The sequence below is a fragment of the Halioxenophilus aromaticivorans genome (assembly GCF_042850945.1).
Lineage (GTDB): Bacteria > Pseudomonadota > Gammaproteobacteria > Pseudomonadales > Cellvibrionaceae > Halioxenophilus > Halioxenophilus aromaticivorans.
The window spans coordinates 4,334,832-4,353,961 of the sequence record NZ_AP031496.1 but is presented as its reverse complement, the minus strand read 5'-3'; the positions used below and the strand labels follow the sequence as shown (position 1 = coordinate 4,353,961).

General features: G+C 46.5%; 11 protein-coding genes and 1 pseudogene. 8 read left to right on the top strand and 4 right to left on the bottom strand.

Features of this window, described 5'->3' with window-relative positions:
* Positions 1-42 precede the first annotated feature (42 nt).
* Both ACGHM3_RS18615 and ACGHM3_RS18610 read right to left on the bottom strand, forming a co-directional pair.
* Positions 43-618 carry a YfaZ family outer membrane protein gene (locus ACGHM3_RS18615; RefSeq protein WP_345422326.1) on the bottom strand — a complete coding sequence of 192 codons (576 nt, stop codon included), beginning with the start codon at positions 616-618 and terminating at the stop codon, positions 43-45.
* A 715-nt stretch (positions 619-1,333) separates the two neighbouring features.
* Positions 1,334-4,354: a TonB-dependent receptor gene (locus ACGHM3_RS18610; RefSeq protein ID WP_345422329.1), complete on the bottom strand. Its 3,021-nt coding sequence runs from the start codon at positions 4,352-4,354 to the stop codon at positions 1,334-1,336.
* Positions 4,355-4,651: 297 nt separating this feature from the next.
* Here ACGHM3_RS18610 and ACGHM3_RS18605 point away from each other — a divergent pair, with 297 nt between their 5' ends.
* From ACGHM3_RS18605 to ACGHM3_RS18570, 8 genes and pseudogenes are all read left to right on the top strand, one after another.
* Positions 4,652-5,419, top strand: a complete 768-nt coding sequence (locus ACGHM3_RS18605; protein ID WP_345422332.1) for a FadR/GntR family transcriptional regulator — start codon at positions 4,652-4,654, stop codon at positions 5,417-5,419.
* A 382-nt stretch (positions 5,420-5,801) separates the two neighbouring features.
* Positions 5,802-8,888 carry a TonB-dependent receptor gene (locus ACGHM3_RS18600; protein ID WP_345422335.1) on the top strand — a complete coding sequence of 1,029 codons (3,087 nt, stop codon included), beginning with the start codon at positions 5,802-5,804 and terminating at the stop codon, positions 8,886-8,888.
* An 86-nt stretch (positions 8,889-8,974) separates the two neighbouring features.
* Positions 8,975-11,215: pseudogene (locus ACGHM3_RS18595) on the top strand (chondroitinase-B domain-containing protein).
* 27 nt (positions 11,216-11,242) lie between these two features.
* Positions 11,243-11,596: a cupin domain-containing protein gene (locus ACGHM3_RS18590; protein ID WP_345422337.1), complete on the top strand. Its 354-nt coding sequence runs from the start codon at positions 11,243-11,245 to the stop codon at positions 11,594-11,596.
* Complete coding sequence (locus ACGHM3_RS18585) at positions 11,586-12,887, top strand: MFS transporter (protein ID WP_345422340.1); 1,302 nt, start codon at positions 11,586-11,588, stop codon at positions 12,885-12,887. Before ACGHM3_RS18590 ends, ACGHM3_RS18585 begins: the two co-directional genes overlap by 11 nt.
* Before the next feature lie 55 nt (positions 12,888-12,942).
* Positions 12,943-13,695: a 3-oxoacyl-ACP reductase family protein gene (locus ACGHM3_RS18580; RefSeq protein ID WP_345422343.1), complete on the top strand. Its 753-nt coding sequence runs from the start codon at positions 12,943-12,945 to the stop codon at positions 13,693-13,695.
* 20 nt (positions 13,696-13,715) lie between these two features.
* A complete protein-coding gene (locus ACGHM3_RS18575) occupies positions 13,716-14,654 on the top strand; it encodes a sugar kinase (protein ID WP_345422346.1) in 939 nt (312 codons plus the stop codon).
* A gap of 176 nt (positions 14,655-14,830) precedes the next feature.
* Entirely contained in the window at positions 14,831-17,122 is a 2,292-nt protein-coding gene (locus ACGHM3_RS18570; RefSeq protein ID WP_345422349.1) for an alginate lyase family protein, read from the top strand.
* Between the two features lie 220 nt (positions 17,123-17,342).
* Here the strand turns inward: ACGHM3_RS18570 and ACGHM3_RS18565 are convergent, their stop codons facing one another.
* Positions 17,343-18,218, bottom strand: a complete 876-nt coding sequence (locus ACGHM3_RS18565) for an alpha/beta hydrolase (RefSeq protein ID WP_345422352.1) — start codon at positions 18,216-18,218, stop codon at positions 17,343-17,345.
* Between the two features lie 77 nt (positions 18,219-18,295).
* Entirely contained in the window at positions 18,296-19,129 is an 834-nt protein-coding gene (locus ACGHM3_RS18560) for a fumarylacetoacetate hydrolase family protein (RefSeq protein WP_345422355.1), read from the bottom strand.
* Position 19,130: the final 1 nt, after the last annotated feature.

The following is a 19,130-nucleotide window of genomic DNA, read 5'->3' as shown; positions in this document are numbered from 1 at the left end:
CTTCTAATTTAATCGCTCCTAGTTTAACTTTAGAGGGGCGACTTAAAAACGTAGGCTCATTTCTACGAAAAAACCATCATCCACTTTAACGTCCTTGCCGTCGTCCGGCTTTAACGCCAAAGTGCCATAGCCGCCTGTTAATGCGCCGCTCTCAAACATCTGGTAGCGGGCTTTAATGAACCATTCTTCATAACGATCGACATCAGAAAATGAAATCGAAGATGGGCCAAAATATAGACCGCTGATGATGTCCAGCTGAGGTAGCACAGCGAACACTAAGTCTCCACCCAGGGAAATACCATAGCCATTGTCCCCGTCTAGGTCGGCATAGTACACCTTGGCACCTAGGCGCCCGCTGAACTGCTCGCGCTGGCCGGTGGCGAACAAACCGCCAGACACAATGTTGATGTCGTCATCACTATTGAACACCAAGCCCAGTTGGGAAGCGTGTGTTTCGTTAAGTTGCTGATCTATAGCTACCCACACAGCCTCCTCACCTACGCGCAGAGAGACATCTTTGGCAAGCGCGCCAGTACTGAAGAGGCTAGGGCAGAGCGCTAGAGAGGTTAGAGCAGCTAAGTACTTAGCTAGGGTTTTGGCTATTGGTCTTTTTTTCATGGTCATCTCCTGAAGTTAAACCTGTTTAGATCATGTTCATCGATCTGCCAGGTTTAGCTTCCTACCTTTTACGGTGCAGTTTAAAAAACGCAGGATACCATCGTCTAACAGATATTGACTGCCCCGCGTGTAAAATAGTCAAAAATAGGAAGCGTTAATAGTCGGTGGGCTTATCTAACTGGATTAGTCGGCTAAATGCCTGGGGGGGGATTTGTCGCATTTAGTGGCAATCTATGGCCAATTTTTCTTCATTTAAATCAAAAAGCGATCAGAATAAAAGTCTTTCGCCTTGGTGAGTAAAATAAGTGGCTATTAGATCTGAACTGTTACTGAATATTGCGCGCTCTTCAGCATGAAATCCGTTAAAAAATAACTGGCTACGCGTTAGCTAACACGCTCTTGTAGAAGCCATTATTGGAGCCGTTTCGAAAAAGTAACCACACTAAACACCGTGGGCATCGCCGCCATAGCTTGGATAGGCGGCGACAAAAAAGGTGTGTGGTGCACTAATAGAGCATGAATGGTCATTGTTCTGCAATTTCAGAAGAGAGTAGGCCGCAAGAAGGCTGTTCAGAGGACTGATTGCTGAAGGCATAAAACAATAAATTCGTAATTAAAATGTAACCGTCGTGCGCTGATCTCGCCCTATCTAAGTTTGTCGCCCAAAAAAAGCCGGGATATTAAATCCCGGCAAATCTACCACAGATCAAGCAAATTAGAACGAAGCCCGGAGGCCTAAGCTGAACCTTCTATCGGCTTCAGTGTAAAGCCAAGGGCTTCCTAGCTCCGTGATGTAAACCGACGGTTCTCCGGTAAGGTTGGTGGCATTGGCGACAACCGTAAGATTCTCAGTAGCGTCCCAGCTGGCTGAAAAATCTAGCTGACCTCTGTCATCTCTGTAATTGTTACCAGCTGTCGCGTCATACAGTTCTGACGATTCATCGTTTGTGGCGCTGTTCAGCGCTAAGCCACCGATAGTTTGAATCCGCGTTTCTTCTTCAGTGTCTAGGAACTGATCGCGGAAGTTGTAGGCCAGGCGAACCTGGAAATCTGAATATTCCCAATATACTTGCAAGTTGTAGGTGTTTTCTGAAATATCCAAGAGCATATTTCCGTTAGGTTGTTCGCTTTTGGAGTAGGTGTAGTTAAAGCTCATGCCAAGCCCGGAGAATATCCCTGGCAAGAAATCAAAGTGTTGTTGGTAGCCAAATTCCAAACCCTCCACTGTTCCGTTTTCGCCATTGGTCACTCTATTGGTAACAATTCCTGTCAGCCCTGCATCCCGTTGTGCAGCTGTGTAATTAAATCCAGCGGCATCAGCGTTGGCTGCACCAGCGAAGTCACCCAATGTCGAGTAGACTAAATCGGAATTAGTTTCACCGGCGTTTTCCAGCAGGCAAATACCTTCCCACTCCGTGACGTTCTGATCTGTAGTTTGTTGATTTGCTACACAGGTGTTGGTGGAGCTAAGAAAAGATTCCACATCTTTATAGAATAGCGCTAGAGAAACAAGGTTGCCCTGGCCGAAATAATGTTCCAGTGATAAGTCGAATTGGGTCGCGCGATAAGGGTCTAGGTCCAGTGCACCTTGCGTTGCCGCAGTTATTGCACTGTTAACTTCAAACGCTGGGCTGAGTTCCGCGTAGTCCGCGCGCCGCATGACCTTGGCTCCGGCAAAACGCAAGAGAGTATTTTCGCTTAAATCATACGTTATATTCACGCTTGGTAAAAAGTCGTTGTAGCTGTGCGAGCCTGACACAGGGGCACTGTCGACAATGACCGTAGAGTCAATTTCTGTTTTTACGTAACGCCCGCCCACTGTTGCTCGGAGTCTCTCGAATTCCATGTCGGCGGATATGTAGAATGCTGTTGTTTGCTCGGCAATATCTCGATATGAACCTTCCTGTAATTCTAGGTTATCTGACAGGCTACCCGTAAGCGCGTAGTTGGTTCCTGCGAGCATTTGCTGAATGCGATCAAACGTGGCACTTGGATTGGCTAGAAGATCGCCGCGATAGATCCGGTAACTCAGTAAGTCCATTTGGCCGGAAGTGCCATTTTGGTCAAACGAATTGGCGTGGTTAATTGTTTCGAATGAGCCCGGGAACATATTTTCAAAATCATCGATCCACACGGCTATAGGTGCTTCGTTGTCTGTGCCTTCATCTGTTAGCACATTGCGGTACAGGTTATCTGCCCGAAATCGTTTTTGGGTGAACTCGTAGTCGTTTTCGGTATAGCGGAATCCGGCTTTCACCGACGTCAGCCAGTCGATGTTAAATGCATCTTTGTAATCCAGATCAAAGCGAATCGCTTGCTCATCATTTTTGGTGCGAATGTCATCATGATAAAAAGCCCTAATGGCCAGATTATCGGCACCGGTTAATGCATTTGGGTCTGAATAAATAATGCTGGGAATCGAGTTGCCGGATTGACTAAAGGTGGCATCTATTGTGTGGCGCAGATTAAAATCGCTTAGATCATCATCGTAATCGCTGGTGCCCGGGGTATATTGTTCTGCCCAGATTTCCCAGTCGTCTCTACTGACCGGGCGCAGGTTAAACTCCGAATCTGGGCGATAGCTGTCGGATGCCGCCATTGAAATTTCGCCGCTAAAGGTTACAGAGTCGGTGAAATCCCATTCAGCGCCTAAGGCGTGGGAAAAAGAATCTGTTTCTCTGAAATCGCTCCAAGTTTTGGGAATAACAAAAGCTCCCTCTAAGGCATAGTTATTTACTTGGCCGTTGCCATCTTGAGTAGTTCCATCAAAGTAGGTTCTGGTGCCACCTACGTCTAAAATTGAGCTGCCATTCTGCGAGCCAGATCTTTCGGTGGTGCTCAGATCTAAGTACACGTTGCCGCGCTCCGATGTGGGGGCCCACTGTAGAGAAATATTCAGCGCATTTCGCTCTCGGTTTTCTACGTATTGCTCCACGGTGTTTTGTTCGCGTACCGCGAATAGTCCGCTGGGCGTGTTAGCTGTTAGCCCATTTACATCCTCGTCGTAGAGTCTGACTCGATTTTTATACTCGTCCTGACGTATTTCTCGGTCTTGGTATGAGTACATTGCGATGGCGCCGAAGGTTCCTGCCTCGCCCAAATCCCAAAGGTTGCCTATGGAGATATTGGCAATGGGAGCCCAGTTTTCAGTTTTGTCGGCATATTCCCCGTCTAAAGAGCCAGCCGCAGTGAATCCGTCCAGGTCTAGCGGCCTAACCGTCTTCATGCTGACTGTACCTCCCAATGCGCCCTCGATCATATCGGCTGTGGGTGACTTAATGACCTCCACTGCCTTCAGAAAGCTCGAGGGAAAGTCTTGCAGGCTTACACCATCTCGTTCATCCCCGACTGTTGATCGCCCATTTAGCTCTACTCTATTTTGAGATAGGCCACGAATTGAAACGCTATCGCCTACACCGAAGTCGCTGTTGATGGATACCCCGGTTATACGCTGCAAGGCTTCTGCGATATTGTTGTCCGGAAGTTTGCCAATATCTTCTGCAACAATTGCGTCAACGATACGCGAGTCATCGCGCTTCATATCAGAGGCGGCTTCTAAACTGGCACGGATACCTTCGACGACGATCTCCTCCAGCATTGTGGCATCGGTTTCGCCAGATGATTGCTCCTGAGCGTATAGCCCCTGGGAGAAGAAGATCACCAGGCTGGAAGCAAGTGTCATAGGAAAGGGGATAAGTGGGAGTGTGTTTGTGTCTCTAAAGAGAGTGCGCTTCATTATTATGTTCTCTTATAAGTGCTTATGTAAGGTTTTAATTTACCAATTAATTTATAAATGTCAAACCAAATATCAATATTGGTATTAATTATTGGTAATAATGTGTTGCGTGCTTAGAGGTGTGTGCTCCCACGGTTCTGGTCGAGTAAAAGGCTTGTGTTTATTGGCCTTGGTTTGAAACTGGTACACGCGGGATTCTGGTTTTGTATTTGGCTGGCGCTGATAAGCGATGTATAGTTGTCTGACCAAAGTTCCGCGCAATACTGATGCGGATTTAGATACAGAGTGGCAATTAGTATGAGTGGTAATCGCCTATATCGGCAGGTAGTCGCTGAAATCACGCGATTGATTCAATCCGGTGAATTCCCGGTGGGTAGTCGCTTGCCTGCCGAGAGGGAGTTGGCTGATAGATTTGATGTGAGCCGCCCTACTGTGCGAGAAGCTGTCATAGCGCTGGAGGCAACTGGGAGGATCGAAGTTAAAACCGGTTCTGGAATGTACGTTGCTGCTGTTGAAAAGGAATCTCATGCCAATAAAGCGGTAAGCCCCTTTGAGCTAATAGAGTCTAGGGTCTTGGTGGAGGGTGAGGTGGCAGCTTTGGCGGCGACCATGATTCGTCCCGAGCAAATATCGCAACTGCGGCAAGTACTCGATGTGATGGCTGAAGAAAACGAATTTACCAACCTCGGGCGTGATTGTGCCGATCGAAAGTTCCATTCCATTATTGCTGAAGCTACTAAAAATAAGATGCTGATGGACATGGTGCGTGAACTGTGGGATACACAGCAGGGTGTTGATTCCATTCGTCGTGCCCATGAATCCGTTTGTAAGCCGGATCCAGCTGTTCGCTTGCAGGAGCATAGAGCCGTGATTGACGCCTTGGAAAAAGGCGACCCACAGGCCGCTCGCTTAGCTATGAGGCAGCATTTTAAAAGGGCTTTAGATGCACTACATGCTAATGCGGAGGAGGAAGCTGTAGCTGAGGTGCGGCTCAAGTTATCGCAAAACAGAGAGCGTTTTTCGGCTAATCGAATGATAGATACTGCCAATAGCGCGGCAGACTAGCGTGGATCAGTAACAAAGCTTCTTCCTAAAGGTGGTGCTTGTCTCGCCACCTTTTGAGATACCTTAGTACCTCTAGTATTGTGCCGCCCCTCCTCTGTCCCCTCTCTGTTAGCTCGTCATCTCTCTCTTTTCAGTGCGTCAGTTTTGCATTATTGCTTGGGCAATAGTGTCTGCATGATTTTTCTCTGTGAATGAATTTTTCTCTTCTTGCTGGCTGTTTGTGGTATTACAAGTGGCTAAATTTGTTATTACCAATTGTATTGACAATCTTGTCAGTCATCTCTACTATCAATCCCGCTGAAAACACAATAACGATACATCAGTCGTTCCGCCGTCAATTTTGATAATTACTAGGTGAGAGCGTGGGATTGAGAGGCACAGCATGACAAACAATAAAGATATCAAAACTCTGTTTAGCTCCGGTGAGCGAAAACTGTTCATCAAATCTGCTTTGGCTGCCGCAATATTTGGCGCTTTGGCTGAGCCCTCCTTTGCGCAGGAGTCTAGTGCTCAGGATGCTGCGCGAGCATTAGAAGAAGTGGTCGTTACTGGCACCCGCAAAACCATTCAAAACGCAATCAATATTAAAAGAGATGCAACGGAGGTGGTTGATGGCTTGTCGGCCGGAGATATTGGCGAATTGCCGGCTCTATCTATCGGAGAGGCTTTAGAGTCTATCACTGGCGCTGCATCTCATCGTGAAAATGGCGGTGCAACTGAAATTTCCATTCGTGGCCTAGGGCCGTTTTTGAGCTCGACCGTATTTAACGGTCGGGAGGCGACAAATGGTTCTGGAGATCGCTCGGTTAATTTCTCTCAATTCCCGGCAGAACTAATGAGTAAGGTCGCTATTTACAAAACTCAAGACGCAGCGCAAATAGAAGGCGGCGTTGCCGGGCAGATACAGCTAGAAACCTTAAAGCCGCTTGACTATGGAGAAAGAAGAGCTCAATTCGATCTGAAGGGTAACGTCAATCCAGATCAACTTGATGTAGATGGGGCAATGTCTGGTGACATTGGGCACAGGGCTACCGCAAGCTATGTTGATCAGTTTGAGTTTACAAATGGTGCTCACATAGGCGTTGCTGTTGGTGTGCAAAGGAGCGAAATATCTCAGCCAGAGCAGGAGGTGAGGTCTAACAGCCCAACGGGAACCTCTAATCGTGCGTGTCTTGCTGATCCTAGTAATTTGGAGGAAGGCGTTGGCCGTGGATTTTCAAATGTCGCGACTGCTTCGGATGATTGTGAGGACTTCGCAGGTGGCGGTGATTCTGTGAATTACGACGGTGACAATAGTACTGGCTATGATACCCGGGTCGGCTCTGCTGATTTGAACAGCCGTTTCGTTGTTGTGCCGAATGAGCGTGGATACCGACAGAACGATACGAGTGATTACAGAGATTCTTTCTTTGCCGCAGTACAGTTTCAGCCTAATGATAGTGTTGACATTAATTTCGATGTTCAATGGTCTGAACGGGTGCAAGAAGAGGATCGGCATGACATTGCGTTTGTCAATCTGCGCCGCAATACCGTTGGTACTACCTATGATTCATTAAATTTATCAAATACTGGTGCTACGTCATCACTCACCACGGAAACGCAAATAGAGGCGCGTGGAGAAACCTATAACCGAACCGAGGAATATCTTGGGGGTGGCTTATCTGCTGCTTGGCAGGTAACTGACACTTTGACGTTAAGCGGTGATATTTCCTTTTCTGAAACTACCCGAACCGAGCAGCAGTATTTAATTCGTACCCAGACTGACCCTCGTTTTCTTACTAACTGGGAAAGAGGTAGTAGCGATGCTGGAAGCTATACTATTGTCGATGCAGATGTTGATGACCACAGTTTATTTGCCGACCGCTATCGGGCACGAATTGACAATGATTTAGATCGAACCAATACAAATGATGCAATTAGATTTGATCTGAATTACGACTTAAACGGAAGTATAGTCACGGCCATTGACGCCGGTGTTAGATTCTCTAAATTAGACTACTATTCACTGAGCGGGGCACGTACTGAATTTGAGATTCGAAACGACAGGGATAATACCTATAATGATGTCACTCGCACTGAGGCGGAAAGTAATGCACAAATTCTTGCGCTGAACCAAGCTTGTCAAAACTCTTTTCAAGAGGGCAACGAATTCTTAGCGTCAGAGCGAAGCGGGGATCTTTTTACTACAGTCGATGATCTGGGGAACGTCCTTTCATCCGGAAATAGTTGGGCTACCTTCGATACGCGTTGCATGGTCCAGGGCGTGGTTGACTTCTTTGATGCGGATTTGGCATATCCAGATTTAGAGCGAGGGGCAAACACAATCGATGTGACTGAAGAAACCTTTGCGGCTTATCTTCAGGCGCACTATGAAGCGGAGTTAGCTGGTATCCCAGTGCGGGGCAAGTTTGGTTTGCGGATGGTTCAGACTGACGTGGAATCTATAGGGATTCGATCGTCGTATCAGGTGGACGCCAGTGACGCGCTGAACTTAGCGTTGATTGAATTGGATTCAATTGACCGAGTAAAAGGCGGTTCAGATTACACTGAGTGGTTACCCAGCTTTAGTTTTGTTGCGGATATAGCTGAAAATAAAACCATCAGAGGTAGTATCTTCCGTGGCCTATCTAGAGCTAATCCTTCGGACATGGGGTTCTCGCGCTCGTTTACTACGATTTCCGATGACGACAGTGGAATTACCGATGTCAATGAGCTCATATCAAGCGTTAACGCATCAGGCAATCCAGGCTTTAAGCCGCTTACTTCCTGGAATTATGACATCTCCTATGAGTGGTATCCCAACGACGACTCCCTGCTGGCATTTGGTGTTTACTATAAGGATTTTATTGGTGGATTTGAGAACGTAGTAACCAATGAAACCTATAATGTCGATGGTGTGGACATAACCGTTCCGGTTATTCTCAGCCAAACTAATGATGACGAAAGTACTTTGTACGGTTTCGAACTCACCGCAACCACTCGTTTTTCCATGCTCCCAGAGCCTTTTGATGGTTTGGGCCTAAAGCTTAGTTACAACTGGGCCGATTCAGACTTCGAGTTTGAAGACAGTAATCTGGGTGAACGTGGTTATACCGACGAAAATGGTAATTATATACAGACGAATATTGGCATCGTTTCTCCTGGTAACTTGCCTGGGTTTTCTAAGCAAACCGGGTCGGCACAATTGTATTATCAAATCGGTAACTTCGACGCGTCTGTTATCTATAAGTATCGTAGCGATTACTTTCAGCCCTATACGTCGAACGGTACTCGTCTAAGGTTTGTGGGGGACGTGGGTGTGTGGGAAGCCAGAGCATCCTACCGAGTCACTGACAACATAAAGGTATCTTTAGAGGCGATTAATATTCTTGATGAGCCCAAGACTCAATATTTCTATACAGAAGACAATCTGGGTGAGCTAAACGTCTACGGGCCACGCCTATTCTTGGGTATTAGCGCAAAAATTTGATAGGTGGCGACATGATGGAATGCCCAACAACGGGTATTCCAAACTCAGGAAAGTAATTACATTTAATGCAGGGTCTCTATAGTTTTATGTCTAGCTTATTGCGTCATTCGCTTGTTCTATTCTTACTTAACATTGCATCGAGTGCCTATGCAGCGGAGTATTTGGTAAAAACTCCAGCTGAATATCAGGGGCTAAGCAGTAAACTCGTTGCTGGTGATACTGTCATTCTGAGCGACGGAAAATGGCATGACTTCGAAATACTATTGGAAGGTAATGGTACGCCAGATAAGCCTATTACTCTGCGAGCCCAGACGAATGGTAACGTTGTCTTAACGGGTCAATCCAATCTTCGTTTGGCAGGGGAGTATCTAGTCGTGTCGGGTCTTGTGTTTCGAGATGGGCATACGCCATCGGGAGCCGTTATTTCGTTTCGTAAGGACAAATAAAGCGTGGCAAACCACTCTCGTGTAACCCAAACGGTGATCTACTATTACTCCAACCCCGAGCGTTTTGAGACGGACTATTGGGTGGCGCTGTACGGTAGGCACAATCGTTTTGATCACAGCCATCTTGAGGGAAAGCAAAACAAGGGTGTTACCTTGGCGGTAAGGCTCGACTCCGAAAAGAGTCGCGAAAATCACCATCGTATCGATCATAATTACTTCGGGCCAAGACCAACACTAGGGTCCAATGGAGGAGAGACTCTACGGGTGGGTACGAGTCACTACTCAAGAACATACTCACGTACTGTAATAGAAAATAACTACTTTGATCGCTGTGATGGTGAGCTTGAGATAATTTCAAATAAATCGGGTGGTAATGTTTATAGGGGTAATGTGTTTTACGAATCTCGTGGAACCTTAACTCTTAGGCATGGGCATGACAATTTGGTTGAGTCCAATGTTTTTTATGGTAACAACATCGACCACACGGGCGGTATACGGGTTATTAATAAAAGGCAGGTTGTAAAAAATAATTATCTGGAAGGGCTGGCTGGTTATCGGTTCGGTGGGGCGCTAGTCTTGATGAATGGCGTACCCAACTCACCAATCAATCGATATGACCGAGTAGAAGACTCTGTAATCGAGAATAACTCTATCGTTAATAGTGGTCGAATACAATTTGCAGCCGGTAGTGATCAAGAGCGAAGTGCGGTTCCTGTCAGAACACTGTTTGCCAACAATTTAATCTACAACGATAACGAAAGTGAAGTCTTCGCTGTTTACGACGATATTAGCGGTATTAATTTTAGAGGTAACGTAACAAACGGCAAAGCGCATCCGGTTGTTGATCCAGGTGTGCTGCATCGCAAGTTTAGTATGTCGGAATCAAAGTATGGGTTAAAGGTGCCCGTAGACTCGTCGTTAGCAACGGTGGGTATTGCCAAGGATTTAATACCAGTTGAGAAAGAAGATGTTGGTGTGAACTGGTTTCAAAAGCCAGAAAAGAGCGGTCGCTTTGGTTACGGCAAGAAAATCGCGGTTGAGCCTGGTATGGACACGCTGTCGCAGGCTATTGTGGTTGCAGAAGATGGAGATGTGCTGCATCTGAATCCAGGTAAATACCACGTAAGCAAGATACTAAAAATAGACAAATCACTGCGGTTGCAAGGCTCAGGAGAGGTTGCAATTAGTTATGAGCGTTCTACGCTATTCGAACTTGTTGATGGCGGTAGTTTATCCATTAACGACTTGTCGATTACAGGCGCAGAGGCCCCCGACTATCAAAACAACTCTGTAATTCGAACCAGTCGATATTCTATGCTGAACAACTACGAAATCGAAATTAATCGAAGTAACTTCAAAGAATTGGATGTAAATAAAAACTTCAACGTAATTGCAGTTGCGAAAGGTACTATGGCTGATCAAATTTCAATTAGCCATTGCACCATAGAAGGCGTTAGCGGCGCAGTTCTTAAGCTAGATTCAGAGGTGGATAATATCGGAATTTACAATGCTGAATATGTCAGTATTTCTGATTCGACATTTGCAAATATCAGCGGCGGGTTAATTAGACTTTATCGAGGTGGCTCGGACGAAAGCACCTTCGGCCCTCACCTTGATATAAATCGCTCTAATATTAAAGCGGTTGGTAATGCTTCTGGTCTAAGTTCGGTACCTTCCATATCGCTACATGGTGTGCAGGTTGCGAATATTGCCAACAATCACTTTATCGACTCAGGATCAGTATCTGTGGTGCACACTGTTGGAGAGCCGAGAACGTCGGTGGTAGACAATCTGTTCGAAAGAACGGAATTGGAGGCTATTGAAGAGTTATACAACACGGGCTCCTCTACGGCAATTGTCGAGAATAAATTCGTTGATTAACCTGGAACGGTGTATAGGAAAGGTGTTATGCAAACAAAGGCTTTTGTGTGTGCTGAGGGTACGGAGAAAGAAGACCTGGGCGGGGGAATTACACGTCAGGTTTTGGGATATAACGAACAAATTATGATGGTCAAAGTATGGTTCGAGCAAGGTAGCGAGGGCTACATACACAGCCATTTTCATTCTCAGGTGACCTATATTGCTAAAGGTAGATTTGAGGTGACAGTGGGCGACGAAGTTAAGACGCTAGAAGAGGGAGACTGTTTCTTCATGGAACCTAACATTGCCCATGGCGCTTTATGTAAGGAAGCAGGCTTGTTAATCGACGTCTTTAGTCCTTGTAGAGAAGATTTTATAAAGGCTAACTCAGGTGAAAATTAAAAGTCTAAGATGGTGGGTAATCGTCCTAATTGCCGTAGCTACTGTTATTAATTACATTGATCGTCAGTCGTTAAATGTTTTGTGGCCGGCTATATCTGCAGATCTGTACCCGGAAAAAACGGATGACGAACGAAAGGAGATCTATGCGTTTATCTCCGTCGTGTTTGTTTTTTCCTACGCATTTGGTCAGGCTATCTTCGGAAAAATATTCGACTTGGTGGGTACTCGTCTAGGTTTCGTTCTTTCAATTGGTGTGTGGTCAATTGCTACTGCCCTGCACGCCTTGGCAAAGGGTGTCGTTAGTTTCAGTATCTTTCGAGCTATTCTGGGAGTGGCGGAAGCAGGCAATTGGCCTGGGGCTACTAAAGGTAGTGCTGAATGGTTTCCGACTAAAGAGCGAGCACTAGCACAAGGAATATTCAATTCCGGCGCCGCCATCGGTGGCATTATATCAATTCCCTTAATCGCATTTCTTTCTGTCTATTTTAGTTGGAAAGTAATCTTCATTTTAGTTGGGCTGGCTGGTCTGATGTGGCTGTTGCCATGGATTACTCTGGTTAAGGCTCCGCCGGGCTCGCATCCTTGGATAACGGAGTCAGAAAAACAATACATTTTGCGTGGTCAGCTGAACAAGCCGGATTTAAGTGGTGACTCAAATACAGTAGATTACAACCCGACCGTATCTGAGCTGTTAACAAGAAAGCAAAGTTGGGCGGTAATTATTGCGTCGGCGGCAATAGATCCAATCTGGTGGCTATTTGTTTTTTGGATACCGATATACCTTTCAGAAGTCTACGGTATGGACGTGAAAACGATTGGTATCTACGGTTGGGTTCCATACGTTGGCGCTATGTTTGGTGCGTGGTTCGGTGGGCTGCTAGCGCAGAATAGGTTGGAAGCAGGTTGGACTGTAAATGCGGCAAGGAAGCTGGTAATTACTATAGGGTGCTGTTTAATGTTGCCTGCACTATTAGCGATGGCGGACCCTGGCGGACCTGGCAATGCAGTTATCTTGATGGCTGTCATTTTATTCGGCTTCCAAACCTCCATTGGTAATATTCAAACCTTGGCTAGCGATCTCTACGGCGGCAAAACAGTAGGGACGTTAGCTGGTTTCGGCGGTATGGCCGCGAAGCTATCTGCGGCGGCTTTAACTTCGCTCGTACCCTGGCTCACTGCCGGTGGTAATTACACTCCTGCTTTCATTATCGGTGCGCTGCTGGCCACGACAACGGCACTGGCTGTTTGGCTACTGTGCCCATCTATAGAACCTTTAAAACCGAAAAGTTAAAACCGAAAAGTTAAAAACCCATTTACAACCTATACCGAAACTCGGGGAACCTATTATGAAATTAGAAAATAAAGTCGCCATTGTAACGGGCGGCGCTCGCGATATTGGAAAGGCAGTATCTCTTCGCCTTGCGGCTGAGGGTGCTAAAGTCGTTATTAACTATCACGGCAGTGACGATGCAGCGCAGACGACGCTAGAAGAGATAAAAGAAGCCGGCGGTCAGGCGATGTTGTTTAAAGGGGATATGACCACCCCCGAAGTAGTCGATGAGATGATAGCCAGGACCCGAGTTAACTACGGCGACAACATCGATGTCTTGGTTAACGTTGCGGGCGGCATGGTAGCCCGAAAAACTCTAGAGGAGATGGATATAGAGTTCTTTAATAAAGTTATTCAGCTAAATCTTAACCCCACGTTTCTCGTAACCAAAGCCGTTGTTCCCTATATGATGAATGGCTCATCCATCATTAACTTCGCTTCGCAGGCCGGGCGAGATGGCGGTGGTCCGGGGGCATGCGCCTATGCAACCTCTAAGGGCGCTGTTATGACATTTACCCGTTCTTTAGCCAAAGAATTAGGGCCTAAAGGTATACGAGTTAATTCGCTGTGTTGCGGCATGATTAGCACTACCTTTCACGATACCTTTAGTAAACCAGAGGGGCGCAAAGCGGTGGCTGGCAATACCCCGTTGAAGCGGGAGGGAGCCCCTAATGAGGTGGCAAATGCTGTTTCTTTCTTGGCGACAGACGAAGGTTCTTTTGTTACTGGTGCTAATTTGGATGTCAATGGCGGTCTGCTATTTTCGTAAATAATTGAGTTAGTAGAATCATGCCGAGAAAAATTGCAGTTATTGGTGAATGTATGTTGGAGCTGTCAGAGGCTCCAACCTCAAGTAAGAAAAATGCGCGCGACATGACTATGTCGTATGGAGGCGACACTTTAAATACTGCTATTTACCTGGCTCGTTATAACGTTAAAGTTGATTATGTAACGAACCTAGGTGATGACCCATTTAGCGCTTGGATGGTTGGTCAGTGGCTAAAGGAAGGTGTAGGTTGTGGTCTGATCGGGTATATCGAGAATGCAGTGCCTGGAATGTATTTAATTGATGTAGACGATAGCGGTGAGCGATCTTTTTATTACTGGCGCAAGAATTCACCAGCTAGCAAGTTGTTTGAGGACAAACGGTCATCCTTGGAGCTTTTTAGCTATCTGGAGTCTTATGACTACGTTTTTTTGTCTGGTATTTCGCTGGCAATTATGAGTGATGCTGCTCGTTTTACATTCCTACAGCTTTTGTCCGGCTATAAAAGCCGCGGAGGAACCGTTATCTTCGACGGTAATTACCGTCCTAGCTTGTGGCAGAGCCTCGATGAGGCGAGGAGAAGTTATGAGCTTATGTACCGCCTTACCGATATCGCGCTTCCCACTTTGGAGGATGAGTCAGCTCTATTTGATCGAAATAATCCCGAAGATGTCATTGCTCGCCTTCAAAGCTTAGGAGTACGTGAGATAGTATTAAAAATGGGGCCAAAGGGATGTCTATTAGCTACCAATGGCGATCAAAACCAATTAATTCAAACCACACCAGTCCCAGTTATAGATTCTACGGCGGCCGGTGATTCTTTTAATGCTGGCTACTTGGCGGCTAGACAGAGTGGTTTATTACCTACTGATGCAGCGGCTGAAGGGCATCGCCTAGCATCGATTGTAATACAACATAAGGGAGCAATTATTCCTTTAGATGCAATGCCTGTTGTTGGCTAGAAAATGGATTGTACTGCCTATTCAAATTGTGGTTAATGGTCAATCAGTAAATTAGCAGGTAAGTGCGAATCTTTTGGAAAACCGTTGTTATTTGGCTTAAGTTAATTAGTGGAATTATCTGCAGCGGTCTGTTTTTAGAAAAATCTAGAATAATGAAAGTCGAAGGGTGGTCATATATGAAGTCTAAAGTATTAGTAAATTGGCAGATTTTATATGGTGCTTTAGGTATTTTCTTGCTTTCTTTTACCAGTTTTGTGCATTCGTCGGTTTCTAATTTTGACTTTGTTGGCGGCCATCCACGGCTTGTTTTCAACGCGTCTGGTGTTGATGAGACCAAAAGTCATTTGGGTGCTGTGCCATTGTTCGACGCCAGTCTTGAGCAGACTAGAAAAATGGTGGATGCAGAGATGGAATTGGGCATAGATGTTCCATTGCCAAAGGATTTTTCTGGAGGCTATAGCCACGAACGGCATAAAAGGAACTACATAGTTGCTCAGAAAGCCGGGCAGCTTTTTCTTCTGCTAGGTGATGAAAAGTACGCTATATACATTCGGGATATGCTACTTCAATACGCATCTATCTACAATGATCTACCCTTGCATCCCAAAGAGAGATCTTATGCCCGTGGTAAGTTGTTTTGGCAGTGTCTAAATGACAGTAATTGGCTTCTATACATGGCGCAGGCCTATGACGCTATTTACTCGTGGTTACCTAGCGAGCAGACCCAAACATTAAACACCAATTTATTTAGGCCGTTTGCAGACTTTATCTCATTGGAGAATCCGCAATTCTTTAATAGGATACATAACCACAGTGCTTGGGGTAACGCCGCTGTTGGTATGATCGGTTTGGTAATGAGCGATGAAGAATTGGTCGAAAGAGCATTGTTTGGATTGCAGGACGACGGTATCAAAATTAACGCCAAAGATAATGATGGCGGCTTTATCAAGAAGCCGGGACAAGTGACCGGTTTTATCGCTAATTTAGAAGAGCCTTTTTCTCCTGATGGTTACTACACTGAAGGCCCTTATTATCAGCGATATGCAATGTATCCTTTCTTAATTTTTGCGGTTGCAATGAATAACGTATTGCCAGATTTTGAAGTGCTGGAATACAAAGACGGGGTCTTATTTTCAGCTGTGCATGCGCTCTTATCCTTGACCGACCACAACGGCGAATTTTTTCCACTTAATGACGCTCAAAAAGGAATGTCGGTTCAGTCTGCTAGTTTGGTCAGCGCGGTGAACCTTGCTTACTATTATGGCGATAGAGATCCCGCATTATTGAGTGTGGTTGAAAAGCAGGGGGCGGTGATGCTTAACCAAGCAGGTATGTCTGCCGCTATCGCTATTCGAGACGGTCAAACCGCTCCGTACCCACGAACCTCAATACATTTGACTGACGGTGCAGATGGCAAGCAAGGTGGGATAAGCGTACTTAGAGACGATCAAGCCAAATTAGACTTAGTATTTAAATACACTGCTCACGGTCTGAGTCATGGTCATTACGATAAATTAGGCATTTCAGTTTTTCACGCGGGCCAAGAAGTTTTGCAAGATTACGGTTTGGTGAGATTTGTAAACATTGAAGAAAAGGGCGGTGGCAATTACTTGCCAGAGAACACTACGTGGGCAAAGCAGACCATCGCGCACAACACGTTGGTGTTGAATGAGAAATCTCACTTTGCAGGTGATTATGCAGTCGGTAGCCAAAATCATTCAGATCTATATTTCACCGGCGGCGACGCTAGTATCCAAATCGTAAGCGCTAAAGAAACCAATGCCTATGAAGATACAGAATTACACAGAACGGTAGCTATTGTAAAAAAGCCGGACCTGCTGCGCCCTTATATCGTAGATCTCTATCGGGTAAGCTCTGCTAAAAAAAATCAGTACGATCTTCCGTTCTATTATCAAGGCCAGATGATAGACAGTAGTATGAATGTTCGTGTTCCTGAGTCCCTGATCGCATTAGGAAAAGGCTCCGGTTATCAGCACCTTTATGTAGAGGGTAGTGCACGGTCGTCTTCGGAGAGTGAGAGCTTTACATGGCTCTACGGGCACAGATTTTACTCGTTGGTTCAAGCGTCTGAACAGGATGATCAGCGTCTTTTTGTTAGGTTAGGAGCTTCTGATCCCGAATTCAATCTACGGCGTGATCCCGGAATGATCTGGCGTAAAGAAAACGCAAAGTCTGCTGTATTTGCATCAGTGTTAGAGGCGCATGGCAGTTACAGCCCGGTTTTAGAAATGTCCAAAGACGCGGAAAGAAATATTGATCGGCTGATTACGCTGCATAATGATCAGGAGTTTACTGCTCTCAAAATAATCTATAAAAACTCAATTAAACCCGATGTCCTGGTTGTCGCGAATAAGGCTGCTGGAGAGAGCAAGTTTCACAGTTTAGAGATCGATGGTGTCAATTATCGTTGGCAAGGTCCCTTTCTTTTTCAACCAATTGAAGGGTGATAGCAGTTTCTAGTCTCACTGCCGTTGTTAGGAGTTAAAATCTTGGTGACAGGGATGTCACACTTTTTTGCGGTGTTATTGGTGTTTAGAATTATTGTTGTTCTCCTTTATCATTAGGTAACTCCATAGCTCAAACCTGTTCTGGTCAAGCAATCTAGTTATCCATTGTGGTAGATAGCTAGGTATTTAAATCCTCTGATTAGTACTCGGATCAATCAACTTAAATTGCAGAAACAAACGCCACCAACTCCATTTCCAATCGCTTATCGCTGGTACCCAAATGATAGGGCATAGAGTAATGATTGTGCCCCGGCATAATTAATGCCCTGGGCATGGTGCCAAAGCGTTTTAACCGAGCTTGCAGCAGCGCGTTAAATTCGGTTTGAAAGCGGGTGGGGTCGTATTGAGAGCAGGTTACCAATAGCGGTAGCTCGGTGGCTTCTACGGCTTCTTTGGGGCAGCGTTGGCCGTAGGTCGATTCGTCGCCGTAATAGTAATGGTCGCGGTCATCCAGTGGCGTATAGCCGTATAAGCCAGACATTAACACCACTCCGTGGACTGTAGGCTTATCACCCGCCAAGCGCAGGTAGCCGCTGGCGTGTACGGCGCCGGCGGAGGTGCCGGCTAAAATTATGCGGTTTTTGTCGCCACCGTATTGGTGGATGTTTTCGGCCAGCCAAGCCAGCGCTTGGGCGATGTCTTCACTGCCACTTGGCCAGGTGTTATCTGGGGCCAGGCGGTAGTTCATGACAGCGGTAACGATATTGTGCTGGGCCAATGTGCGGCCTACGTTGGTGTTGGGCCAGTGTTCGTCCGAACCCTTGTCGCCGCGAATAAAACCGCCGCCGTGCACCCATAAAACCACCGGGCAGGGCCCTTGGCAATCTTTGGGGCCGTAAATATCCAATTGATTACGCGGGTGGCTGCCGTAGGCCAGGTCGGTGGCCAGGGCGGGGACTTTATTTACCAACTGTTGCTGTTGTTCGGCAAATAATTGGTTTACCTGGGTAATCACCTCCGGGCCTAGGCCTTGGCCCAGTTGTGCAATGGCATTGGCGATGTGTTTGGGCTGCATTGAGTTTTCGGTCGTGGGCATTAGGCTGTTCTTTACAAAATAACAGAATGAATCGTACTTAATAAAACACCGGCTCTGGCCGGTGTTTTTGTTTTTATCTACTGCTCTTTGGTAACGGTATTTTTAATTACGCCAAATGGGCCGCAGTCTATCTCAATGGTGTCGCCGGGCTTTAACCACACCGGCGGTGTGCGCTTGGCACCGACGCCGCCGGGGGTGCCGGTGGCAATAACGTCACCGGGTGAGAGCGGAGTAAAGGCCGACACGTAAGCAATAATCTGGGCGATGGGAAAGATCATATCCTTCACGGGTTGATCTTGCATTACTTCGCCATTTAATCGGCTGATCACGTGTACTTCTGAGATGTCGCCGGCTTCGTCTGGGGTCATCATAAAGGGACCGAATGGTGCGGTGCCGGGGAAATTTTTGCCCGGGGTAAATTGGCGCGTGTGCCATTGCCAATCGCGTACCGAGGCATCGTTGAAGCAGGCGTAGCCGGCGATATAGTCAGCGGCGTCGGCCTCGCTAATGTGGCGGCCGGGTTTGCTAATGATAATTGCTAGTTCGGCTTCAAAATCAAAATCGGTGGAGACTTTGGGGCAAATTAAATCGTCGCCGTGGGCGATGAGAGTGTCGGCAAATCGGGTAAAAATAGAAGGGTTGGCCACGGGATCACGGCCGGTTTCTTTGCGGTGGCTTTCGTAGTTGTGGCCCACGCACAAAACTTTTCCAGGGTTGGGGACTACAGGCAGAAGCTTAATGCTGGCGTAATCATAGGCCTGGCCGTTTTCCAGTTGCGCTAATGCGCCGCCGGCAATGGCGGCTTTTAAATCGGCGGGGCTGCCGGCTTGAGCTAAATCGTAAACCTTATCGCCGTCTAAGCGACCGTAGCTGGCGCTGCCGTCTGGGCGTAAAAAGCTAACGTATTTCATG